The sequence below is a fragment of the Sporosarcina sp. E16_8 genome (genome assembly GCF_017347095.1).
Taxonomy (GTDB): Bacteria; Bacillota; Bacilli; order Bacillales_A; family Planococcaceae; genus Sporosarcina.
Map to the genome: position 1 here is coordinate 166424 of NZ_JADPRZ010000001.1, position 24842 is coordinate 191265.

Below are 24842 nucleotides of genomic sequence, written 5' to 3' on the forward strand. Positions count from 1 at the left end.
GCCTCGAATTCTTAGCTCAATTACCTTTTTTTCGGAAAGCTGCAACAAAAAAGCCGTCGCTGCCGAAGTGTTGCGGAAGTACTTGAAGAGTATTATCTTCGATCGCTAATTTCTCGTTTCCAGTGAGTTGTGGCAAAGGGATTTTTTCCATATCCTTATGACGTTGTAAGAACTGTTCAACCATTCCCTGATTTTCGGCATACTCCACTGTACAGGTACTGTAGACAATGACCCCGTCCGGTTTAATCAATTCACGGGCCGTATCAAGCAGGTCTGATTGAATCGACGTCAACGCATCGAAATCAGCTTGCGTTTTGTTGTACTTAATTTCAGGCTTTCTTCGGATAACACCAAGACCACTACAAGGAGCGTCGACAAGGATACGGTCGAACGATGACAACTCGTATAGTTCAGTTAGTTTCCTGCTGTCACCGCTTAATGCTTTGATTGACGTTAAGCCTAGGCGAGTCGCATTAGCTTCTATAAGCTTCAGTTTATGCTCATGTAAATCATGTGCGAAAACTTCCCCTTTATCATTCATTTTTTCAGCGATGTGAGTTGTTTTTCCACCCGGTGCAGCACACATATCAAGCACTTTCATACCTGGTGATACATTAAGAGCAAGGACAGGTAGCATTGAACTTTCGTCTTGAATCGTGATAAGCCCCTTTTTATAGGCTTGTGTATTTGCAGGATTGCCACTATCTGAAATGATACACTCCGGTACAACCTCGCCTTTTCTTACTTCAACGCCTTCTGATTCGAGTAAAGCAATGACTTCTTCTGTCGTAGCTTTTGCTGTATTGACACGGATCGTCATCGCTGCCGGATGGTTATTTTCATGTGCCATAATAGCTGCGTCTTCCTCACCAAATTGTTCAATCCAACGCTTGATCAACCATTCTGGATGACTCGTTTCGATAGAGGTTTTCAACGTACCGTCCTGCATTTCATCAAGTGAACGAACACCTTTGCGCAATACGGAACGAAGAATACCGTTTACAGTTGGCGCTATCCGTTTATGACCACGTCTTTTAGCAATTTCAACTGCTTCGTGAACAACTGCATGCGGAGGAATTTTTGTTAGATAAACGATTTGATATAACGATAACCGAAGAAGCTCTCGAACCCAGCCGTCCAATTTTCCACGGACAAATGGCTCAAGATAATAATCCAGTGTCATACGGTGTTGGAGCGTGCCATACGTCAATTCAGTTAACAAGCCACGGTCTTTCGTTTCAATGCCATACTTTTCAATTGTTCTATGCAGCAATAGATTGCTATAAGCTTGATGATCATTTATTTCCATCAATATTGAAAGGGCTGCGTCGCGGACGTTGCCGTTCCATATTTTCTTTTTCGGTCTAGTGTTCATTGAAAACGATCCCCTTTACTCCATTTAGATCCGGTTCCGCGAATAAATTCATCCGCTGGCATCCGTTTTTTACCGGCTGGTTGAAGATCCGTTAACGCTACAGCGATATCATCGCCTGCTTTTACAATAATACGATCACTTTCGATGGCAATAATTGTCCCTGGTAACGCACTGTCATTTGTATGGATTTTCTCACTCCACCAAATCTTGACGTTTTCATCTTGGAATACAGTATAGGCAACTGGCCAAGGATGAAGTCCACGGATCTTATCATAGATTGCTTTTCCACCTGTAGACCAATCAATCCGTTCTTGTTCACGGGAGATGTTACGCGCAAACGTCACGAGCGATTCGTCTTGAACTATTTGCTTATTTGTTTCGTTTAAAATAGATGGCAATGTCTCTTTTAGTAGTGCCGTCCCTGCCACAGATAGTGCCTTGAACATACTTCCAGTGTGATCCGTATCAGAAATAGGCACAGTCACTTGTGAAATGATATCGCCTGCATCAAGTTTTTCGACCATATACATGATTGTGACACCCGTTTCGGTTTCACCATCCATGATCGCCTGGTGAATCGGCGCACCGCCGCGATATTTTGGCAGTAAGGATGCGTGTACATTTATGCAACCAAGCCCAGGAACTTCTAACAGTTCCTTCGGTAAAATTTGGCCAAATGCTGCAGTCACGATTAAATCTGGTTTGAGCGCAATAATTTCCTCAAGCTCAGCGGAACCTCTCAGTTTTTCAGGCTGAATAATCGGCAGTCCAAGTCGCAGTGCTTCAACTTTTACTGGTGGAGGTGTTAAGACGCGCTTTCGTCCGACTGGTCTGTCCGGCTGAGTGACGACCGCCGCGATAGTATGTCCTTCATCAACGAGCATTGTTAGAACAGATACAGAAAACTCTGGCGTTCCCATAAAAACGATCTTCGTCATTGCAGCTCACCTCCACCGTTTTCCCCTACTATTTCTGCTTCTTCTAATTCAGAAGGATCGACAACACGAATAATTTTCGAATCAAATAACACGCCATTTAAATGATCAATTTCATGAAGAATAGCACGTGCTTCATAGTCTTCAGCTTCTAATTCATAAAGTGCGCCACTCCGTTCTTGCGCTTCAATACGGACGAAAAATGGTCTTTCCACTTCACCAAATAAATCTGGAAAACTGAGACAACCTTCTACTTCTATTTCGGATCCTCCGGTTGCTGTTACAACAGGATTTACCATTTCAATGACATCCTGTCCTTCGCCCATATCAACTATTGCAACACGAATAGCTTCACCAATTTGAGGTGCAGCAAGGCCAATACCATCCGCCGCCACCATTGTGTCGTACATATCATCTAACAGCTTTGAAAGTTTCTTATCAAATTTCACTACTTCTTTACATTGTTGTTGAAGAACCGGAGCCGGATGCTTCACAATTTCACGTATCGCCAAATCTATTCCTCTTTTCTGTGTTGTTCTCTAAGATGTTATACATCCTTGTACTGCGGATCGGGGCTGACATGGTGATTCCTTGTCTAGACTTCAGGCGCCACCCCCTCGGGTCATAAGCCGTTTTGCTGCGGGGGCTGAAGTACGCCTCCTCGTAAACCGTCTTATGCCTGCCGGGGCTGGACGGCGCCTTCCGCTTTTCTTATTAATAAATCGACGCGGGTTCTACATCAACGGTCATTATCAGTCCTGATTTAATCCAGTCCGTCCGGTAGTACTTAATGAGCTGTTGCAGCGTTTCTGTCAACTTCGGCTCTTTTTTGTATTTTATCAAACATTGGTAGCGATATCTATTGTTCACTCGACTGATAGCGGAAGCAGTTGGCCCAATGACAACTGTGCCCGCTGATAAGTTCTGTTTCAGGTAACCGGCACCTTTTTCTGCAAAGTCAGCTACTTTCAACAAATCCTCGTGCGAAAACTGAACAAGCGTGACAAAATAGAATGGTGGATAGCCATATTGTCTTCTGGCCGCCATTTCCATGTTATAAAAAGGTTCATAATGCTGTGCTTTCGCTAATTCGATTGCGTAATGTTCAGGGGAATAGGTCTGGATGAAAACCTCTCCAGGCAATTCGTGGCGGCCAGCTCGTCCACTTACTTGCGTCATCAGTTGAAAGGTTTTTTCAGCGGCACGGAAATCGGCTAAATGGAGTGTTGTATCTGCGGCAAGCACACCAACAAGTGTAATATTCGGGAAATCTAACCCTTTCGCAATCATTTGCGTCCCGAGCAGGATATCCGCTTGTCCTTCACTGAACTGCCTAAGAAGACGCTCGTGTGAACCTTTTTGCCTTGTTGTATCGACATCCATTCGAAGGACACGTGCTGTAGGAAATAGTTTCGCAATTTCTTCTTGTGCTTTTTGAGTCCCTGTTCCAAAGAATCGAATATGTTCACTCTTACATTCCGGACACACGAGCGGCACTCGTTCTTCGTGACCGCAATAATGGCATTTCAGTTGTTCGTGCGCCCGGTGATAGGTCAGCGAAATATCACAATTTGGGCATTCAACAACCGTACCGCAATCCCTGCAGAGTACAAAAGATGAAAAACCTCGCTTATTCAGAAACAGCACGATTTGTTCCCTTTTTTCCAATCGGATACGGATTGCTTCCGCAAGCGGCAATGAAAACATCGAACGATTTCCTGTTTTCAATTCCTCTCGCATATCAACGACTGTTACCGTTGGTAGTGCCTGCTCTTTTGGACGTTTCGTCAGTGTAAGCATTGTATACACACCCTTTGATGCACGTGCATACGATTCCAGTGATGGCGTTGCACTCCCTAGAATAACGGGACAATTGTAATATTCCGCACGTTTAATCGCAACGTCTCTTGCATGATAGCGCGGTGTATCGTCTTGCTTGTACGTCGATTCATGCTCTTCATCGAGAATAATGATACCAATATTTTCAAACGGGGCGAATACCGCCGATCTTGCTCCGACGACAACCTTTACTTCTCCCCGTTTTATTTTCCGCCATTCATCGTACTTCTCACCAGCAGACAAACCACTATGCATGACCGCCACAAGCTGACCGAAACGTTCCTTGAAGCGTGACGTCATTTGCGGAGTCAATGATATCTCCGGGACTAGAACGATTGCTTCTTTACCTTTATCCAAAACGCGTTTAATGGCACGTAAATAGACTTCTGTTTTCCCACTACCCGTTACACCATGTAGTAGGAACGTTTCTGCTCGTTGTCCATCTGCCGACGCTGCTATATAATCAACTGCGATTTGCTGTTCGTCTGTCAAATGTTCAGGTATAGCCGTATCTTTCAGTTGGGGTGCATCGGGTTCACGGTACACTTCAGCAAGTTCTTCGAAGGCTGCCCCTCTTTCTATGACAGTCTTCAGCACAGCCGGTTGAATTCCCGATTGTTCCATCAGTTGTTTCGCGCTGATTGTTTTCCTTGCATGTTCCAACATCCAGCGAAGTAATTCGGCTTGTTTTTTCGCATTCGAGTGACTAGAATCAAGCAAAGATTGCAGTGTTACCTCATCCGCCATTCGTATCATGCGCACTTTTTTCACAGCAGTTTGCTGTCCTACAGCTGTATCGACTGTGACAATCCCTTCAGCCGCATACCTTTTCAACATTTTCATCAATTCTGCTGAGTCTACTTCTTTCAACTGAATCCGTTTCCTACCTGCAAGAAAAGCTTTAAAATCAGCGTCTTCAATTCTTTCCGGGTCCTCAACGATGATGAACTTTTCATATTTAGCACGCATCGCAGCAGGTAACATCACTTGAAGTGCATCAATTTCATAGGACAACGTCTCAACCGCTAACCAGCGCGATAATTCGAGCAGTTCATGAGAAATGACCGGGTCCAAATCAATAAGTTCATCAATGGGTTTAATTTTGCCTAGTGCAAGTTCGCTTTTTTCTTTCAACCTTGTTACATAACCAAGCACTTTTCTTGGCCCGAACGGTACTTTCACTCTGGTTCCAGGTTCAATTACGGATTCCAATGTTTCTGGAACAAGGTAATCAAACGGCCTGTCGATTGGATAAGCTGATACATCTACAATGACTTCAGCGATCATTTAAATGATCACTTTCTTCTTTAATAATTGTTTCCAGTAGTAAAATAGCGAGTTCTTTTTTCGGCATTGCTAGGAATGGCTTGTGTGTGCCATTTTTCGAAAGAAGAGTTACAACGTTCGTATCCTTCCCGAATCCCGCATCCGGATCAGTCACGTCATTAATGATAATATAATCAAGGTTTTTACTTTTCAGTTTATCTATGCCATAACCAACTGCATTTTCGGTTTCAGCAGCAAAGCCAACAAGGATTTGATTTGTTTTCATAGAACCGATTGTTTTCAAGATATCAGTTGTCCGTTCAAGTTCAATAACTGAGTCGCCTGCTTGTTTCTTCATCTTTTGGGGGTGAATCTCTCTTGGACGATAATCCGCTACAGCAGCGGCTTTGATAACGATTGCCGCATCACCGAATTGTGTTCGAACGGCTTCAAACATCTCCGCTGCGCTCTCAATATCGATGACAGTTACTCCCGCTGGCTTGTCCAATCCGACAGGTCCCGAAATAAGGACTGTTTCAGCGCCGAGCATAGCTGCCGCTTCCGCCATTGCATAACCCATCTTGCCGCTTGAAAAATTCGATACATATCGGACCGGATCAATCCGTTCTCGTGTCGGTCCTGCCGTGATTACAACTTTTTTCCCGGAAAGTGGAAGGCATTTGGACGTTGTGAACCGTTCTGTTATCAGTGCTACAATCTTTTCGGGTTCTTCCAATCGCCCTTTTCCTACATAACCGCATGCCAAAAAACCTTCAGAGGGCTCGATGAATTTATAGCCATCTTTGTGCAACGTAGTAATATTTCGTATAACTGATTTATTTTCATACATGTGGACATTCATTGCAGGGGCAATCCAGACCTCAGCCTGAGTAGCTAAAAGTGTGGTCGTTACCATATCGTCAGCAATACCATTCGCCAGTTTACCAATTACATTGGCTGTAGCTGGTGCAACGACGACAAGATCAGCCCAATCCGCCAAATCAATATGCGCAATCACATGTGAATTCTTTTCATCAAACGTATCAAAAAAAACATCATTTCGTGACATCGCCTGGAATGTAAGTGGCGTGACAAATTCCTTTGCCGATTCAGTCATAATGACCTTTACGTCCGCTCCTGCCTGCGACAACTTACTTACAAGCGCAACAGCTTTATAGACCGCGATTCCGCCAGTTACACAAAGGAGGATTTTTTTATTCAACAACATGATCTCATCCCTTCTAAAATGACAAACTCCCAAAGAAAAACTCGTTTCTAAGGGAGTATCACGTTTACTTATTATGATATGAAAAGCGTAAGGAGCCGTTAAAAAATGAACGCAGCCTAAGTTCGCCACGTCCTGTGGCAACAGCTGCATGACCTACATCCTGTAGGCCCGCGACAGGCATAAGACGGACCGGCGAAGCGGCGTTATTTGCCCGGGAAGGATGCAGTTCAATCCTTCCTAGCTGGGCTGACTATCAGGGAACCCAGCCTAAGTGCGCCGCGTCCTGCGGCAAAGGCTGCGTAACTCACTTCCTGTGAGCCTCCGAGCGTCTGGCGACTGAAGCCTAGACACCATTTAAAATCGAAAACCCCACTGTTTTTTAAATACAAAAATAGCGGGTCCTATTAAACTTCGTCTTCATAGACGATTGAATCGTCCGATTTCTTTTTAGAAAGTACGCCCGCCGCTACTTCTTCAAGTGCTTTGCCGACATTTTTATTCGAGACATAAGAATTAAGAAGCTTAGTGCCTTCTTCTTGCATTTGACGCGCACGTTTTGAAGCGAGTGTTACAAGTGTGTATTTCGAGTCGATTTTTTCTTTTAGAGAATCAATTGATGGAGTTAACATTGTTTATTCCCCTTTCAGCATACCTAGATAGATTTTTTCTACACGTTCTCTGCGGCAATGTTCGGCAGTGACAATGGCATTGATGCGATCGCATGCATTTGCCACTTCGTCGTTTTCTACGACGTAATCGTACAAGTTCATCATTTCGAGTTCTTCACGCGCTTTCAATATACGTGATGCAATGACATCGGCTTCTTCAGTACCTCTTCCTACAAGTCTGTCTTCGAGTTCTGACAAACTTGGCGGTGCGAGGAAAATGAATAATCCGTCTGGAACTTTGGCGCGCACTTGTGCCGCACCGACAACCTCAATTTCGAGGAATACGTCTCTACCCGCGTCAAGTGTTGCATTAACATAATCAAGCGGCGTTCCGTAATAATTGCCTACGTACTCGGCATATTCAAGAAGTCTATCTTCCTCAACCAACCGTTCGAATTCAGCTCTTGATTTAAAGAAGTAATCGGAGCCATCCACTTCACCTTCGCGCGGACTTCTCGTCGTCATTGAAATCGAGTATTCATAATTCGTATCCGGTTGTGTAAAAAGCTCTTTTCGGACCGTCCCTTTGCCTACACCGGAAGGTCCAGACAGCACAATTAGAAGCCCACGTTGTTTGTACATGCAATCCCTCTTCTTATCTAATCTAATTTTACAATGGAGCTTCGGCACAATCACGCCGGCTCCGATCGTTATTGATCAAAACAATCTGTTCATATTATAACATATATGCTTGTTGTAGTGCTAAAATAGGGAAAAACGATTTGAAAGAGGAATCCTAATGGCATTTGATGGTTTATTCACAACGGCTATGGTGCAGGAGCTGCAAGTCTTGAAAAATGGACGCATCTCTAAAATTCATCAGCCGAACGCACAAGAAGTCGTATTTCTTATCCGTGCAGACGGTAAAAATCAAAAACTACTTATTTCAATTCACTCAGCGTATTCACGTATCCAATTGACAGAAGAAGCGATTACAAATCCTTCTGAACCACCTCTGTTTTGCATGGTTTTGCGTAAACATTTAGAAGGTGGGTCGATTACTTCTATCGGGCAATTCGGGACAGATAGGATTATCACAATAGACGTTAAAGCAAAAAATGAAATTGGAGACGATATTAACAGACGGTTGTATGTTGAAATCATGGGCAGGCACAGTAACTTGCTGCTTGTAGACCCCGACCGCGATATCATCGTTGATAGCATGAAACACTTACCGCCATCAGTGAATAGTTACCGTACAATATTACCGGGGCAACCTTTCATACCAGCCCCCCCGCAGGATAAAACGGATCCATTTGCGGTAACAGAAGAACAATTTAACGGGTTGCTACCAGAGCTAGAAAGTGCCCGCGAAGTCGTCCAACGATTTTCAGGCTTTTCACCAATTAATGCAGAAGAATTATTATTTCGCTTAAAAGATACTTCGGCCGCTGATAAATTCATCGTTTTCACATCACTGCTTGGGTCATTTAAAGGAATAGCTAGCACACCAAACATTTCGGAAATCGGGACAAAAACCGTATTTTCAGCGACGGCGCTGACACATGCTGATAAGACGATTGCGGAATACGAAACGCTAGGTGATTTGCTGGATAAAGTGTATTTCGCTCGGGCTGAAAGAGAACGTGTGAAGTCACAAGCTGCGGACTTAGAGCGTTGGCTCGACAATGAAGTTGCTAAACTGAATTTGAAAGTGAAGAAGCTCGTAAAAGAAAGAGAAGCTGCTGGAAAGCTAGATACTTTCCAACTTTATGGAGAATTGCTTACTGCCAATAGTTATGCCATTGATAAAGGTGCAACAGAAGCGACTGTCGCCAATTATTACGATGAAGGGACAACGGTAACCATCCCGCTTGATCCTAGAAAATCACCAATCGATAACGCGCAGCGGTTTTATTCAAGGTATTCAAAAGCAAAAACTGCTCTTATCATGATTGCTGAACAGCTTGAAAAAACGGCAGAAGATATCGCTTACTTTGAAATGATTAAACAGCAAGTATTACAAGCATCCCCTATAGACATAGCAGAAATACGTGAAGAGTTGGCAGAACTTGGTTTTCTGAAGGCTCGCAAGTCGAAAAAGAAATTAAAACCGAAAAAACCAGTTCCTGAAACATTTGTATCGTCTACAGGCGTGACTATTTCGGTCGGCAAGAACAATAAGCAAAATGACTATTTGACGTTCAAAATTGCTTCAAGGGACCAAACTTGGCTACATACTAAAGATATTCCCGGATCTCATGTATTGATTCATGATACGAATCCTGATGAAGAAACGATCCGTGAAGCGGCAGTCCTTGCCGCCTATTTCAGTAAGGCACGCGGATCTTCAGCCGTACCAGTTGACTACACCGAAGTGCGACATGTGAAAAAACCGAACGGCTCTAAGCCTGGTTTTGTTATTTACTTTGAGCAGAAGACGCTACTTGTTACACCTGATGAAGATGTAGTTATAAAACTGAAGAAGTGATAAAAGGCTATTCCATGATGGTGACATCCATCGTGGAATAGCTTTTTCCATTTTACAGACTGCTACTTTTTGGTATGGCATCACGCACGAGCTCCCGACAATTTACTCTGATACCTTTTTACTTTTATCGATTCGATTATACTCTGACAGTTGAATCACTCGAACATCACGGGTATTCAGCTCGTGGTAAATCCCCCTGCTGTCCTGGAACGAAATGTAGCGGTCTCGCTCGCTTTGAATCTGCTCTTCTGCTTTTTCTTGAGACTCCATATAGATAAACCTTCTGATATAATGATCTTCATCAAAGAAGTAGGTTACTTTGAATTCTTTCATACCATTTACCTCCTGATACGCTGAAAAATTCAGCCTGTCCATTTCCTTTCGTGCCTATTCTTCAACTTCAAAAAGAGATTTCAGTACTAAGTTGTAGATGGTTATTTTTTCATGCAATATTTTGACAACTGATTATTGCTATGGTTTGATTATAGAATAGATGGTCTTTTAAACTAGCCGTGTTGAAATAAATAATCTCATAGAGTCCACTGCGACGCTAAGGGACGTCTCCCGCCATATAAGCCCGACCGTTAAGGCGCCTTCGCTCAGTTTATATTTATATAGGTATCGTAGGCTCAATATAACTAGCTATTACTTCTTTTAGAAAGTAGGGAAAAACCTAAAATGACAATTCATACTGCCGAATTAAAAAACTTATCAATCGGATTACCGAAAATAATGAAATACGGTACGGATAAAGAAATGGATACCGGCATATGCAAAGAAGCGATTGAGATGGTCTTTTTATCAAAAGATGGCTTTCGAGGCGATGGTGTAGCAGACCTTCGGCATCATGGGGGGCTTGACCGCGCTGTTTGTGTTTATCCGCATGAGCATTATTCGTTTTGGGAACAAGAATTTAACAAGCCCCTACCACGTTCGGCTTTCGGTGAGAATATAACTGTTACCAATATGTTGGAGCAAAACGTTCATATTGGAGACATCTTTCGTCTTGGGGATGCTGTCATTCAAATATCGCAAGGCAGAATTCCATGTAGCACGATTACAAAGAGAACTGATATGCCTCCCCTTCTCAAAAGAATGGTGGAAACCGGTTTCACGGGTTATTTATGCCGTGTTTTAGAAGAAGGCTCTGTACAAAAAGATTCGAAAATTGCATTAGTAGAATCTCATCCAAAACAGGTGTCCATCCTTTTTGCGAACCAGATTTATTTTCATCATCCAATGGATATTGAAGGTATCCAAAAAGTATTAGACGTTCAAGAATTGGCTCTTGATTGGCGAGAGCGGTTGACCAAGCGATTGGAGACATTAACAAATTCAGTTTGAAATTTTTCTGGATGTTCTTATTTGAGTTACTAGAAAAAAAGCTATTCCACATGGATTTCACACCATGGAATAGCTTTTTAATTTATTTCAACAAACCAGCCTTCAATTTCCCATGCCACTTAAGCAAACTAGTCATCGACTCTTCATGAATGGCTCCTTTTTCTTGTGCGACTTCAGCAAGCGCACCGAAATCAGTCAGGCTCTTGTAAGTGAGTCCTGCAGAAGCGAATGTTTCATCTGCACTTTGCAGTTCGTATGTAAAGATAGAAACAATACCAGTCACTTCAATTCCTTCAGAACGTAGTGCTTCTGCCGCATTCAAGCTACTGCCGCCCGTTGAGATTAAGTCTTCGATAATTACCGCTTTATCTGCAACATCCACTTTGCCTTCGATTTGACGACTGCGACCATGTCCTTTTGCTTTTGAACGGATATACACCATTGGTAATCCGAGAATGTCCGCAACCCAAGCCGCGTGTGGAATCCCCGCTGTTGCTGTCCCTGCAATGACCGTTGTTTCAGGATAATTTTCACGAATTAATCCTGCAAGGCCTTGCGCAATCTTTTTCCGTCCAACCGGATCTGACATCGTCAAACGGTTATCACAGTAGATTGGGGACTCAATGCCTGATGCCCATGTAAACGGCTCTTCGGGGCTTAATTCAACTGCACCAACATGTAACAGAATTTCAGCAACCTCTTTTTTCACCATTGTTATTCCGTCCCCTTCCAAAGTGCATGTATGTTTTCGTATGCTGCACGCGGATCTGTTGCCCCCGTTATTGCCCGTCCAACCACGATATGTGTAGATCCTGCCAGACACGCTTCTTCAGGTGTCGCAATCCGTATCTGATCATGTGCTCCGCCATCTGCAAGGCGTATGCCAGGCGTCACTTTAAAAAAGGGTTTTCCGCAACTTTCTGCGATCGCTCTCGCTTCATGGACAGAACAAACAACACCGTCGAGACCTGCTTCTTTCGTCAGCTTTGCATAATGAAGGACAGATTCTTGAAGTGAAACGCCTATCAACTGCTCTTCCCGAACTTGACGCTCATCTGTAGACGTCAGTTGCGTAACTCCGATTAGTGATGCCCGTTTTAATCCAGCTGGCGTCCCTTTATCTAATCCTTCAAGAGCCGCCTCCATCATTGCCTTACCACCAGCTACATGAACATTCACTAGGTCAACGCCAAATCCCGCAAGCACTTCCATAGCGGATTTCACAGTGTTTGGAATGTCATGCAATTTCAAATCAAGGAACACATCATAACCTTGTTCTTTCAACCGAGCCACAATCGCAGGCCCTTCTTTATAATAAAGTTGCATGCCCACTTTGACATTGACGTCTCCATCAAAAGCACGTAGAAAGTCGAATGTCTTTTCAGCAGAATCAAAATCGAGCGCTATAATCGGGGATGTTTTCATAGACGATGACTCCTCCCTATCAGTTCAGAAATATGATTAATGCCAAGCTCGTCCAACTTAGCTGGCAATTGTTCAATGATCTGCGGACAAACAAATGGATTGACGAAGTTCGCAGTTCCTACTGCAACGGCACTTGCACCCGCGGACATAAAGTCGATAATATCAGCCACCTCTGTCACCCCACCCATTCCAATAATCGGAATGTTGACTGCTTTGCTCACTTCATAAACCATCCGAATAGCAACCGGTTTAACAGCTGGGCCAGACAATCCGCCTGTACCATTTGCAATAACCGGACGGCCTGTTTTCTGATCAAGGCGCATCCCAATCAATGTGTTAATCATCGTAATGCCGTCCGCCCCGCCTGCTTCAACCGCCTGTGCAATTTCCACGATAGTAGTGACATTTGGAGATAGTTTTACATAAACCGGAACTGAAGACACTTCTTTTACCGCCCTGGTCAGCTCTTTTGCAATTTCAGGATCCGTTCCAAATGTAATTCCTCCGCATTTAACGTTTGGACACGAGATATTCAACTCAAGTGCCTTAACGTTTGGAGCCTGAGAAATCATTTTCGCTACTTCCACGTAATCTGCTGTTTCAGTCCCCGCAACGTTCGCGATAATTGGCACATCAAACTGTTCCAGCCACGGCAACTCGCCTTCCAATACGCCTTTTAATCCCGGATTTTGCAGTCCAATCGCATTCAGCATACCTGAAGCTGTTTCTGCAACACGCGGCGTCGGATTGCCAAGCCTCATTTCAAGTGTTGTGGATTTGATCATTATCGCGCCAAGCAACGATAAATCATACAGTTGGCCATATTCTTTACCAAATCCGAAACAACCGGATGCGGGCATAATTGGGTTTTTTAATGATAAACCTGGTAATTCAATCGATAGTCTATTCATATTGCCACCACCCCCGCCGGGAATACTGGACCATCAGAGCATACTTTAATATATGCTTTTTCCGACCCTTCCGTCGTTTGACAAACACATGCGAAACAAGCACCGATTCCGCAGCCCATTCGTTGTTCGAATGACAGAAAGCCTTTTTTTCCTGCGTACATTTTTTCAATCGCTTCCAGCATCGGCATCGGACCACAGCTGTAATACGTTGAGAATTCATTGCCAAGTTCCTCCATAACTGTGGTCACGAAACCTGCCGTTCCACGCGATCCATCGACTGTCACGATATGTGTTTCGCCGAGTTTACTAAACTCTTCTTCGTAAAATACTGCATCCTTTGATTGGAATCCTAAGACATGCGTGCATTTCACGCCCTTCGCCGTCAATTGCTTCGACAGCTCATACAATGGTGGTACACCTATTCCTCCGCCAATTAAAATTGCAGTTTCTCCAGTTGCGGTTTCTTCAACAGGAAAACCATTACCTAGCGGACCAAGTACATCTACTTCATCGCCAGCACGTCTTTGTGAAAGGATTGTAGTCCCTCGACCTTCTGCACGATAGATAATGGTCATTTCGCCAGCATCTTGATCAATGGAAGCGATTGAAATTGGACGTCTTAATAGTGGTTCAAACGAGTCAGACACACGAATGTGGACAAACTGGCCTGGGGAAGTAATTTCCCCAACCAATTTACCGTTTAACTTCATTTCAAAAATATTATGGGCAATTTGCTGTTGTGAAGTGACCGTCATTCGATCTTGGATGATCATATAGTTCCCTCCACTTTCCCCATTTCCTCAGTTTGGAATGTCATTGATTCAATAACACGCAGCATTGCATCTGCCGTATCAAGTGAAGTGAAGCAAGGAATGCCATTTTCAACTGATTCACGGCGAATTCTAAAACCGTCACGTTCAGGCTGTTTTCCTTTTGTCAGCGTATTGATAACAATTTGTGCTTCTCCTTTTTGAATAACATCCAGAAGCGTTGGCCCTTCAGAACCAATTTTACCGATTGTCTTCACGCGGATGCCAGCATTCTCTAACACGGATGCAGTACCACCTGTTGCCAAAATACGGTATCCGATATCCGTAAAGCGTTTAGCAATGCTGACCATCTCTTCTTTATCTTTGTCAGCGACAGTCATTATTACTGAACCGTATTCTTTTATCTCCATCCCCGCTGCAACAAGACCTTTGTACAAGGCTTTTTCAAGCGTAGTATCTTTACCCATTACTTCTCCGGTCGATTTCATTTCAGGTCCAAGCGTGATATCTACTCGACGCAATTTCGCAAACGAGAACACCGGTACTTTAACGTAGACGCCAGATGGTGCCTGAGCAAGTCCATTTTTGTAACCTTGTTCGATAATTGATTGACCCAGAATGGCTTTTGTCGCAATGTTTGCCATTGGAATGTTCGTGATTTTACTTAAGAATGGAACCGTACGACTTGACCGTGGATTCACTTCGATGACGTAGACTTGCCCTTCTGAGATGACGAACTGGATATTGAGCAGACCTACAATTCCAAGTCCTTTTGCAAGGCGTGTCGTATAATCAGTGATTGTTTCCAATTGAGAAGCTGATAAATTTTGTGGCGGGAACACGGCAATCGAGTCACCTGAGTGAACACCTGCACGTTCAATATGTTCCATAATACCTGGAATTAACACGTTTTCTCCGTCGCATATACCATCGACTTCGATTTCAGTTCCTGTCAAGTAGCGATCGACAAGTACCGGATGATCCGGGCTAGCTTCAACTGCATGCTCCATGTAATAAAGCAGTTCTTCTTCATGATAAACAATTTCCATCGCACGCCCGCCAAGTACATAAGAAGGTCTAACGAGTACAGGATAACCGATTTCATTGGCAATCGCGACAGCTTCTGGTACTGAAACAGCTGTTTTTCCAAGCGGCTGTGGAATTCCGATTTCTCGCAATGCTTTTTCAAACTTATTACGGTTTTCTGCACGGTCAATATCTTCTAGAGATGTTCCTAAAATTTTCACGCCGCGAGCTTCGAGGCCAGCCGCTAGGTTGATAGCTGTTTGTCCACCGAACTGAACGATAACGCCTTCAGGCTGTTCTAGGTCAACGATATGCATAACATCTTCGATTGTCAGCGGCTCAAAGTATAATTTGTCCGAAATCGAGAAGTCTGTTGACACCGTTTCAGGGTTGTTGTTGATGATGATCGCTTCATAACCAGCTTCTTGAATTGCCCAAACAGAGTGGACTGTCGCATAGTCGAACTCGACGCCTTGACCGATACGAATCGGGCCAGAACCTAGAACGATAACACTTTTCTTGTCTGTTCTAATCGATTCATTTTCATCTTCGTACGTGCCGTAAAAGTACGGTGTATCCGATTCAAATTCACCTGCACATGTATCAACCTTTTTATAGACTGGAATTAGGCCATGCTCTTTACGCCAATCGTAAATCGCTCGCTCATCTGTGCTCCATAGTTCTGCAACTGTTACGTCAGAGAAGCCCATGCGTTTTGCAGTGCGCAACGTTTGATAGTCAAACGGATTTGCTTGTAAGACTAGTTCAAACTGGACGATTTTCTGGAACTTGCGTAAGAAAAAGGCGTCGATTTGACTCCATTCGTGAATCGTTTCAACTGTCGCGCCTCTGCGGAATGCTTCACCGATGAAGAACAAACGCTCGTCGCCTGCACGACGGATACGTTTTTCAATCCATTCGTCCGTCATTGTCGAACCATTTTTCAATGATAAGCCAAATTGTCCTGTTTCAAGTGAGCGCACTGCTTTCAAAATGGACTCTTCGAATGTACGACCGATTGCCATTACTTCGCCTGTCGCTTTCATTTGAGTACCCAAGTTTCGTTTAGCAGATTCGAATTTATCAAACGGCCAGCGTGGAATTTTCGTCACGATGTAATCGAGTGACGGTTCGAAACAAGCATACGTTGTCCCCGTAACTGGATTCATCATTTCGTCGAGCGTCATGCCAACTGCAATTTTCGCTGCAAGTTTCGCAATTGGATAGCCTGTCGCTTTCGATGCGAGTGCCGATGATCGGCTAACACGCGGGTTCACTTCGATAATGAAGTAATCAAAGCTATGTGGATCAAGTGCAAGCTGGACGTTACATCCACCTTCAATTCCGAGCGCACGGATAATTTTAAGTGACACATTTCGAAGCATTTGGTTTTCACGGTCTGTCATCGTTTGGCTTGGAGCCGCGACGATTGAATCGCCCGTATGAATTCCGACTGCATCGATATTCTCCATGTTACAAACGACGATCGCATTGTCCGCTGAGTCACGCATTACTTCATATTCAATTTCTTTATAGCCGGCAATCGATTTTTCCAGCAAACATTGTGTAGCTGGGCTATATTTCAAACCGCTTGTCACGATTTCTTCCAGATCTTCATCGTTGTAACACATGCCGCCGCCTGTACCGCCAAGTGTGAATGCAGGACGAACGATAACTGGATAGCCGATTCTATCAACAAAAGCATGTGCTTCTTCAAGGTTATGGATAATATCGCTGTCAGGAACAGGTTCACCAAGTTCATTCATTAGCGTCCGGAACAAATCACGGTCTTCTGCCTTATGGATTGCATCGAGCTTAGTACCAAGGATTTCAATACCTAATTCTTTCAATATTCCCGATTCATCCAGTTCAATCGCCATATTCAAACCAGTCTGACCACCCATTGTTGGAAGAAGTGCGTCAGGGCGTTCTTTACGAATGATGCGGCTGACGAATTCAAGCGTGATTGGTTCAATATATACTTTGTCTGCGATTTCTGTATCTGTCATAATCGTTGCAGGGTTAGAGTTTATAAGAATGACCCGGTAACCCTCTTCTTTCAATGAAAGACATGCTTGTGTTCCGGCGTAGTCAAACTCTGCCGCCTGACCAATAACAATCGGGCCTGACCCGATAACTAATATAGTTTCAATATCTGTACGTTTAGGCATTGAAATTCCCCTCTCGGCTGCTTGTTTTCATTATATCCATGAATCGGTCAAACAGATGTTTCGAATCTTCTGGTCCTGGTGACGCTTCCGGATGAAACTGTACGGAAAACGCTTCGTATTTCGTGCTTTTCACGCCTTCAACCGAGCCGTCATTTAGTGCTTTATGTGTTACTTCGAGATCCGTACCTACAAGTGATTGTTCATCTACTGCGTAGCCATGGCATTGTGAGGTCAATTCCGTCCTACCTGTAGTCAAATCTTTTACGGGATGATTGCCGCCCATATGACTGTTTTTCAATTTTACTGTACGTGCTCCACATGCAAGGGCTAACAACTGATGGCCAAGTCCAATCCCGAAGATTGGAGCTTTTCCTAGCAATTCTTTAATTACTTCAACTGTCCCTTCAACATCCAACGGATTCCCCGGTCCATTTGACAACACAATGCCATCTGGTGATAAAGAAAGGATTTCTTTCGTCGATGTATTATATGGAACGACGATAACGTCGCAATCTCTGTCATTTAATTCGCGTAATATACCATGTTTCATACCATAGTCGATCAGGATGATTCGCTCTCCGCGACCTGGGCTTGGATACGGTTTCTTCGTCGAAACGCGTGCAACAAGATCTGTTGGCAAGTTGTAAGATGCGACATGTGCAACCGTTTCCCCAACATTTACTTCTTCTCCTGCAGCAGTAAGAATCCCTTTTAACGCACCTTTGTCCCGCAGCAACCGAGTTAATTTACGTGTATCGATTCCTTGAATTCCAGGAATACCCTTCATCGTTAACAGTTCGCAAAGCGTCATGCTGCTACGGAAGTTCGATGGTTCGTCTGCTAGTTCACGAACCACTAAGCCGCTTGCCGCCGGCTCAATTGATTCGAAATCGTCCCGGTTAATGCCATAGTTGCCGATTAGCGGGTAGGTCATCACAATGATTTGTCCAGCTCCCGACGGATTTGAAATGGTTTCTTGATAGCCTGTCATACCTGTTGTGAATACTGTTTCACCGATTGAAGCTTCATCAGAACCAAAAGCGATTCCTTCAAAAATTGTTCCGTCTTCTAAAATAAGCATTCTTTTTTTCATCATTGTCCATCCTCCCAAACTACTTTTCCACCGAAAATCGTTTTAACTGGCCAGCCTGTGCATGTCAAACCATCAAATGGTGTGTTCTTACCTTTAGAGACAAATGTTGTGCGATCTATTTTTGCTTCTTTGTTCAAATTGAGTAACACTAAATCCGCAGTGGCTCCAACTTCGATTTTACCGTATGGTAAGCCGAATACATCAGCCGGTTTTTTCGTCATCCAATCGATGAGCTGTTGTAATGTCCATGTTCCTTTTTTAACAAAGTTCGTATAAAGAAGTGGGAATGCTGTTTCAAAACCAGTAATGCCGAATGGTGCTTTTGCAAAGCCAACAGCTTTTTCTTCTGCACTATGTGGTGCGTGATCTGTTGCGATGAAATCCAGTGTGCCATCGAGCAATCCTTCGCGCAGTGCTGCTAGGTCTTCTGTTCCGCGAAGCGGAGGATTCATCTTCCAATCGGCATCATCGCCAGGAATGTCCTCTTCCGACAGTAGAAGGTGATGTGGACTTACTTCAGCAGTTACATGAACTCCTGCTTTTTTCGCGTCGCGGATTACCCGAACTGACTCTTTCGTACTGACGTGACACACATGGTAATGAGCGCCAGCCGCTTCAGCCAGTAAAATATCACGGGCGATATGGACCGATTCTGCTATAGAAGGAATTCCGGGAAGACCCAGTTCTTTATTACGTTTGCCTTCGTGCATCGCACCACCGTAGATAAGCGTATTATCTTCACAGTGCGCAACAATTGCCATCCCAATTTCAGCTGCATCTTGCATTGCTTCGTACATCATTCCTGCCTGTTGTACACCGACGCCATCGTCCGTAAATGCGAAAGCTCCGTGTTCTTTCAGTTCAGTGAGATTCGTCCGTTCTTTACCAGCTTCCCGTATCGTAATTGAAGCGTATGGAAGGACACGAATTATGGACTTCTGTGCGATTAAGTCATTGACCAGTGTAAGATTTTCTTTGGTATCCGGTACAGGCCGTGTATTCGGCATTGCACAGATAGTCGTATAACCGCCTTTTGCTGCTGCCAGTGTTCCGCTTTCGATTGTCTCTTTATGCTCCCCGCCTGGTTCACGAAGATGCACGTGGACATCTATGAAGCCCGGTGCAAGTAAAAGTCCCTTGCCCTCGATTACTTCTGCGTTTTCTACTGGTAGCTGATGACCGATTTCTGTGATCTTATCACCCGTTATTTTCACGTCTGTTGTAACAAGTTCCCCGTCACCGTTTAGCATCTGAACCCCTTGAATAAGTTTCATCATGTCAATTCCTCCCTTTCAATACTGATTCCAATACGGCCATCCGTATGTATACACCATTTTCCATTTGTTTGAAAATCCGTGATTTCGAGCACTCGATTAATGGTTCTGCAATTTCCACGCCTCGGTTAAATGGTCCCGGATGCATGATGATTGCATTTTCCTTCATCAGCTGCTCGCGGGCTTCTGTTAGACCATATCGTTCATGATAACTTTCTCCTGCAAAAGTTATTTCTACCTCATGTCTTTCATGTTGAACCCGTAGCAGCATAACCACATCGCTATTTTTAATCACTTCATCCCAAGAATCCACACTGTCGAACTCACCTGCCCATTCAGCCGGGCAAAGGAATGTCACGTTTGCGCCAAGTGTGACAAGCGCATCTGCATTAGACCGCGCTACACGGCTATGTGTAATATCGCCTGCAATAAGTACGTTCAATCCTGTAAATGAACCAAACTCTTCTCGTATTGTGAATAAATCCAGCAATGATTGCGTAGGATGCTGACCTGAACCGTCTCCTCCATTAATGATGGAAACTGACGTTCTACCAATCAACTGATCATAGTAACCATCTTCTGGATGGCGGATAACAAGTGCATCTACACCGATTGCTTCGAGCGTTTTGACTGTGTCATAGAGCGTCTCTCCTTTTAATGTGCTGGAGAAGCTCGATTCGAATGGCAATACATCAAGTCCAAGTTTCCGCTCCGCCATTTCGAAGCTCATTTTTGTGCGCGTGCTTGGTTCAAAAAACAAGTTACTGACACTATATTTCCCAGGCAATTCTCGAGCTCCAAACTTTTTGAATGTATCAGCCCGATCAAGGATTGTCATTATTTCTACTTCAGTAAGGTCTTTCATCGAAACAAGATGCTGCATTCGGTTTGTCCTCCTTTTATCGAAATGTGGAAGGCGCCGCCCAGCCCCCACAGCAAAACGGCTTATGACCCGAGGGGTTGGCGCCTGGAGTCTAGACAACGACCCGAGTAGAAAAAACGTATACTTTCTTACATATGAAAAAACGAGCCTTCCCGATTGACGGAAAAGCTCGTTAAGTATGACAATCCAAACCCTACACTTATAGTGCAGAATGGGTGTCAAACGAACCTTTCCCTGACTCTCGGAACAGTGTTAAAAGGTTTTCTATTCTTTTTCATCAACTAGACTTTCATTTGTTCTTCCTGGCAAGGCCAAGTTGAGTATCACGCCGATAATTGCCGCTAGAGCCATTCCTTCAATTTGGAAATTTTCATTAAATTTGATGCTCGCACCACCGATTCCGATGACTAGGATGACTGAAGCGATAACAAGGTTTCGTTGGTTGCCAAAATCAATTTTGTGATCCACGAGCATGCGTAAGCCGGATGAAGCGATAATTCCGAACAAGAGAATCGAAACCCCGCCGAGCACCGCCGTCGGAATCGTCGCAATCAATGCCATCACTTTTCCTAAGAATGAGAAGGCTATGGCGAAAACAGCAGCTCCTAAAATGACATAGACACTATAGACCCGAGTAAGCGCAAGGACACCGATATTTTCACCGTATGTCGTTTTAGGTGGACCTCCTACAAGACCACTTATTAGTGTTCCAAGTCCATCACCTAGTAATGAGCGATTCAAGCCAGGATTTTTTATGTAATCTCTTCCAACGATTCGTCCAAGGACGAGTTGATGGCCGATATGCTCCGATATAGTGACAATCGCAATTGGCACCATAAGAAACAGGAGCGTAGGTGTAATGACGAAATCATAATCCACACCTGGAATTAGCATTTCAGGAAATTCAAACCACTTTGCTTCCACAACTTTTGTAAAATCCAATATTCCAATGAAAGCCGAGTAAATGTAGCCAACGCTGATGCCGATTAGTATTGGCATTAGGCTGATGATTCCTTTGAAAAACATGAGGCAGACAATAGCAGCCGCTAGTGTGACAATCGCTGCTGAGAAATGAAGAAGATTGTATACCCTGTCATCTCCAACTTGGATTGTACTTGCCATGCTGATTGCAGTTGGTGAAAGTGCCAGTCCAATTACGATAATAACAGGCGCTACTACAATCGGAGGCAATACTTTCATGATCCAATTATAGCCCGTTTTCCAAATGAGTAATGAAATGATTCCGTAGACAAGTGCCACAAACATACTTCCAATCATCGCACTGCCAATTCCACCCGTTTCAGTCGCGACTTGTATCGGAATGATAAAGGCGAAAGATGAGCCTAAGTACGCTGGTACTTGGAAACGCGTAACCAGGATAAAGACGATTGTTGCAATACCACTTGTTAGTAGGGCGATTGCAGGACTTAATCCGACGAGTTGAGGAACTAATATTGTTGCTCCAAACATGGCAAACATATGTTGTAAACTAAGTATAACCCACCTGGTTGGTGCTGGTTTTTCATGCACATCTAATACTTTTTCATCCATTGCCAATACCCCCGTGCGGACTACTTTATTTTGTATTTTTTATATTTATTCTGTTGAAATAAAGAATTCCATTAAATCTACTTCGGTGCTAGGGTTGCCTACCGCCCCAAGTAAGGCGCATTCGCCTAGTTTATATAAGCGTTGATTTGTTCAACTTATACCGCCTTCAACCGAATCACACTTTTATTTCGAATGAATCGACACGCTATCTTTACCATCCTTTTCTTCTACACTCACAACGACCCGCTCATCGCTTGATGTCGGAATGTTTTTACCGACGAAGTCTGGTCTTATTGGTAATTCACGATGGCCCCGGTCAACAAGTACTGCTAGTTGAATAGATGCCGGTCTTCCAAGGTCCATAACTGCATCCATCGCTGCCCGAACTGTTCTGCCTGTATAGAGAACGTCGTCTACCAAAATCACTTTCATATTTGTCACGTCATGCTTGATGTCTACCTGCTGGACGAGTGGTTCGTTATTGCCATGTTTCAGCATTAGATCATCCCGATACAGTGTAATATCAAGTTCACCGGCTTTAATCGATTTCCCTTCGATAAGTTCAATCTTTTCAGCAAGCCTGTTCGCTAAGAAAGCGCCGCGTGTTTTAATGCCGACAAGAATACACTCGTCAATTCCTTTGTTGCGTTCAATGATTTCATGTGCAATTCGTGTTACTGCCCTGCCAATTGCCTGTTCGTCTAGAATATTTGCTTTTTCAGTCATTTCAACATCCTCCATTTCCCTTGTCTACTTTGGTCTTTCGGTCAAATGCCCTCCAGGAGCCGGTCGGATTGGATGTTTTTCATATTATAAGCACAAGCCGCATGGCGACTGGAGCTAGACATAAAAAACCTCCCGGCCTTGGATGGCGGGAGGGTATACGTGCAGAAATAAATGTACATAGAAACTGCGCGCAGCAGTTTGACTGTACTTCCGTGCAACCTTCCCAGCCTCTCTGGACTGATTTTAAAGGTATCGCTATTCAATTGCTTCGTTCAGTATACATTTCACTCTTCCTTTTTGTCAACGCTTTTCCTAACTTTATCGACCAACTCTATAAAATCTTCAGGTAGGGGGCTGCTGAATTCCAAGTACTCCCCTGTTACAGGATGATCAAAACCGAGCGTTCCTGCATGCAATACTTGTCCGTTAAATTCAAGTGTTTTTTTCGGTCCATATTTCGGATCTCCAACAAGCGGATAACCAATATATTTCATATGCACGCGAATTTGATGTGTTCTACCTGTTTCTAATCTGCATTCCACAAGAGTGTAATCGCCGAATCGCTCCATTACTTTGAAATGCGTCACCGCATGCCTTCCTTTATCAACGATCGCCATATTCTGACGCTCCCGTGTGTCACGGCCGATTGGCGCTTCAATTGTTCCATTATCGTGTGGAATATGGCCATGGACAAGTGCAGTGTAAACACGTGTTACAGACCTTTTAACAAGTTGGTCTACTAACGACACATGCGCCTTATCATTTTTAGCGACCATCAAAAGCCCAGACGTATCTTTATCAATACGATGAACAATTCCAGGACGAACTACACCGTTGATGCCAGAAAGGTCCGTGCAATGGTGCATAAGCCCGTTGACAAGCGTTCCCGAAGGATGGCCCGGTGCAGGATGAACAACCATGCCACGTGCTTTATTGACAACGAGTACGTCTTTATCTTCATAAACGATATCGAGATCTAGTTCTTCCGCAACAACGTCAAGTTCTTCCAGTTCAGGTTCTTCCACCGTCACTGTATCTCCCAGTCTTACTTTATAATTCGGTTTCACTGTAATACCGCCAACAAGAACAAGACCATTCTTTAGCCATGTTTGAATTTGTGTACGTGACCATTCAGGATTGACTGCAGACAATGCTTTGTCTATACGGCTTCCTTTGTGTTCTTCAGTTATTTCAATTTCAGTTATTTCATTTTCATTTTCAATTTCAATTTTATCCATTACGACACCTTTTTCTTATTCTTTTTTTCATCCAAAATAATATGGATGATGATCATAATCACACCGACCGTTAAGGCTGCATCTGCAACATTAAAGATTGGAAAATCGTAGTTGATAACCGGGATTGTGACATCGACAAAATCGACAACTTCCTTGCGCCACAGACGATCGATAAAGTTACCAATCGCTCCACCAAGAAGAAACATTAAACTGACTCCAAAAAGCGGTTGCCCTTTCGCTTCTTTATGGAAGAAATAGATAATACCAATTGCAACGACAACTGTGACGATATAAAATAACCACATTTGTCCTTCAAGCATGCCCCAAGCCGCTCCCTTGTTACGGTGAGATAGAAGCCCTAAATAAGGATCCGCAATGCTAATTTTTTCGCCAAGTTCCATATTTTTAACGACTAGCCATTTCGTAAACTGATCCAAAATAATGACGAATGCCGCCAATCCGTAATAAATGAACAATCCAAATACCCCCGTCCGACAGATTACGTTCCATTTTAACACATCGACACCTATATGAGCGCGTTTCAACGCTAAATGAGTAATATAAGAAAAGCGCAAGGCGCCGTTAATCCCCGACAAGTAGGAGGCATGAAGTTCATTCCCCCCTGCTGGAAGTCTTGATGATAAAGGCGTACTATGCCTTTTCAGCAATAATAAAGTTAAAGGAAGGC

The 24842-nt window shown here is 43.8% G+C and carries 22 protein-coding genes; 2 read left to right on the forward strand and 20 right to left on the reverse strand.

Annotation, left to right across the window (positions count from 1 at the left end):
* Positions 1-16: 16 nt before the first annotated feature.
* From rsmB to gmk, 7 genes are all read right to left on the reverse strand, one after another.
* Complete coding sequence (gene rsmB / locus I2484_RS00805) at positions 17-1375, reverse strand: 16S rRNA (cytosine(967)-C(5))-methyltransferase RsmB (RefSeq protein WP_207149115.1); 1359 nt, start codon at positions 1373-1375, stop codon at positions 17-19.
* Complete coding sequence (gene fmt / locus I2484_RS00810) at positions 1372-2313, reverse strand: methionyl-tRNA formyltransferase (protein WP_207149116.1); 942 nt, start codon at positions 2311-2313, stop codon at positions 1372-1374. The genes rsmB and fmt overlap by 4 nt, the downstream gene beginning before the upstream one ends.
* The gene (gene def, locus I2484_RS00815; RefSeq protein WP_207149117.1) at positions 2310-2822 is read right to left on the reverse strand and encodes a peptide deformylase; all 513 of its coding nucleotides are present in this window, start codon (positions 2820-2822) and stop codon (positions 2310-2312) included. The genes fmt and def overlap by 4 nt, the downstream gene beginning before the upstream one ends.
* A gap of 202 nt (positions 2823-3024) precedes the next feature.
* Positions 3025-5436 (reverse strand): primosomal protein N', encoded by a 2412-nt coding sequence (priA, locus tag I2484_RS00820; RefSeq protein WP_207149118.1) that lies wholly within the window; start codon positions 5434-5436, stop codon positions 3025-3027.
* The gene (gene coaBC / locus I2484_RS00825) at positions 5426-6643 is read right to left on the reverse strand and encodes a bifunctional phosphopantothenoylcysteine decarboxylase/phosphopantothenate--cysteine ligase CoaBC (protein ID WP_207149119.1); all 1218 of its coding nucleotides are present in this window, start codon (positions 6641-6643) and stop codon (positions 5426-5428) included. The genes priA and coaBC overlap by 11 nt, the downstream gene beginning before the upstream one ends.
* Positions 6644-7047: 404 nt before the next feature.
* Entirely contained in the window at positions 7048-7272 is a 225-nt protein-coding gene (gene rpoZ, locus I2484_RS00830) for a DNA-directed RNA polymerase subunit omega (RefSeq protein ID WP_186671286.1), read from the reverse strand.
* Between the two features lie 3 nt (positions 7273-7275).
* A complete protein-coding gene (gmk, locus tag I2484_RS00835; protein WP_207149120.1) occupies positions 7276-7893 on the reverse strand; it encodes a guanylate kinase in 618 nt (205 codons plus the stop codon).
* A 157-nt stretch (positions 7894-8050) separates the two neighbouring features.
* Between gmk and I2484_RS00840 the strand changes: the two genes are divergently transcribed.
* Positions 8051-9742, forward strand: coding sequence for an Rqc2 family fibronectin-binding protein (locus I2484_RS00840; protein WP_207149121.1), 1692 nt, complete (start codon positions 8051-8053; stop codon positions 9740-9742).
* Positions 9743-9844: 102 nt separating this feature from the next.
* Here I2484_RS00840 and I2484_RS00845 read toward each other — a convergent pair whose 3' ends face one another.
* A complete protein-coding gene (locus I2484_RS00845) occupies positions 9845-10075 on the reverse strand; it encodes a hypothetical protein (RefSeq protein ID WP_207149122.1) in 231 nt (76 codons plus the stop codon).
* A gap of 345 nt (positions 10076-10420) precedes the next feature.
* Here I2484_RS00845 and I2484_RS00850 point away from each other — a divergent pair, with 345 nt between their 5' ends.
* Positions 10421-11086: an MOSC domain-containing protein gene (locus I2484_RS00850; RefSeq protein WP_207149123.1), complete on the forward strand. Its 666-nt coding sequence runs from the start codon at positions 10421-10423 to the stop codon at positions 11084-11086.
* An 82-nt stretch (positions 11087-11168) separates the two neighbouring features.
* Here I2484_RS00850 and pyrE read toward each other — a convergent pair whose 3' ends face one another.
* From pyrE to lspA, 12 genes are all read right to left on the reverse strand, one after another.
* Positions 11169-11798 carry an orotate phosphoribosyltransferase gene (pyrE, locus tag I2484_RS00855; protein WP_218627877.1) on the reverse strand — a complete coding sequence of 210 codons (630 nt, stop codon included), beginning with the start codon at positions 11796-11798 and terminating at the stop codon, positions 11169-11171.
* A gap of 2 nt (positions 11799-11800) precedes the next feature.
* The gene (gene pyrF / locus I2484_RS00860; RefSeq protein WP_207149124.1) at positions 11801-12511 is read right to left on the reverse strand and encodes an orotidine-5'-phosphate decarboxylase; all 711 of its coding nucleotides are present in this window, start codon (positions 12509-12511) and stop codon (positions 11801-11803) included.
* A complete protein-coding gene (locus I2484_RS00865) occupies positions 12508-13422 on the reverse strand; it encodes a dihydroorotate dehydrogenase (RefSeq protein ID WP_207149125.1) in 915 nt (304 codons plus the stop codon). The genes pyrF and I2484_RS00865 overlap by 4 nt, the downstream gene beginning before the upstream one ends.
* On the reverse strand, positions 13419-14195 hold the full coding sequence (locus I2484_RS00870) for a dihydroorotate dehydrogenase electron transfer subunit (RefSeq protein WP_207149126.1): 777 nt from the start codon (positions 14193-14195) through the stop codon (positions 13419-13421). Before I2484_RS00870 ends, I2484_RS00865 begins: the two co-directional genes overlap by 4 nt.
* Positions 14192-17389, reverse strand: a complete 3198-nt coding sequence (gene carB, locus I2484_RS00875) for a carbamoyl-phosphate synthase large subunit (protein ID WP_207149127.1) — start codon at positions 17387-17389, stop codon at positions 14192-14194. The genes I2484_RS00870 and carB overlap by 4 nt, the downstream gene beginning before the upstream one ends.
* Positions 17382-18482, reverse strand: coding sequence for a carbamoyl phosphate synthase small subunit (locus I2484_RS00880; RefSeq protein ID WP_207149303.1), 1101 nt, complete (start codon positions 18480-18482; stop codon positions 17382-17384). The genes carB and I2484_RS00880 overlap by 8 nt, the downstream gene beginning before the upstream one ends.
* On the reverse strand, positions 18482-19759 hold the full coding sequence (locus I2484_RS00885; RefSeq protein ID WP_207149128.1) for a dihydroorotase: 1278 nt from the start codon (positions 19757-19759) through the stop codon (positions 18482-18484). The genes I2484_RS00880 and I2484_RS00885 overlap by 1 nt, the downstream gene beginning before the upstream one ends.
* A 1-nt stretch (position 19760) precedes the next feature.
* Positions 19761-20639, reverse strand: a complete 879-nt coding sequence (locus tag I2484_RS00890) for an aspartate carbamoyltransferase catalytic subunit (RefSeq protein ID WP_207149129.1) — start codon at positions 20637-20639, stop codon at positions 19761-19763.
* Positions 20640-20903: 264 nt separating this feature from the next.
* Complete coding sequence (locus tag I2484_RS00895; protein ID WP_207149130.1) at positions 20904-22190, reverse strand: uracil-xanthine permease family protein; 1287 nt, start codon at positions 22188-22190, stop codon at positions 20904-20906.
* Between the two features lie 183 nt (positions 22191-22373).
* On the reverse strand, positions 22374-22916 hold the full coding sequence (gene pyrR / locus I2484_RS00900; RefSeq protein WP_207149131.1) for a bifunctional pyr operon transcriptional regulator/uracil phosphoribosyltransferase PyrR: 543 nt from the start codon (positions 22914-22916) through the stop codon (positions 22374-22376).
* Positions 22917-23200: 284 nt separating this feature from the next.
* A complete protein-coding gene (locus tag I2484_RS00905; RefSeq protein ID WP_207149132.1) occupies positions 23201-24154 on the reverse strand; it encodes an RluA family pseudouridine synthase in 954 nt (317 codons plus the stop codon).
* Entirely contained in the window at positions 24154-24630 is a 477-nt protein-coding gene (lspA, locus tag I2484_RS00910) for a signal peptidase II (protein WP_207149133.1), read from the reverse strand. Before lspA ends, I2484_RS00905 begins: the two co-directional genes overlap by 1 nt.
* Between the last annotated feature and the right edge of the window lie 212 nt (positions 24631-24842).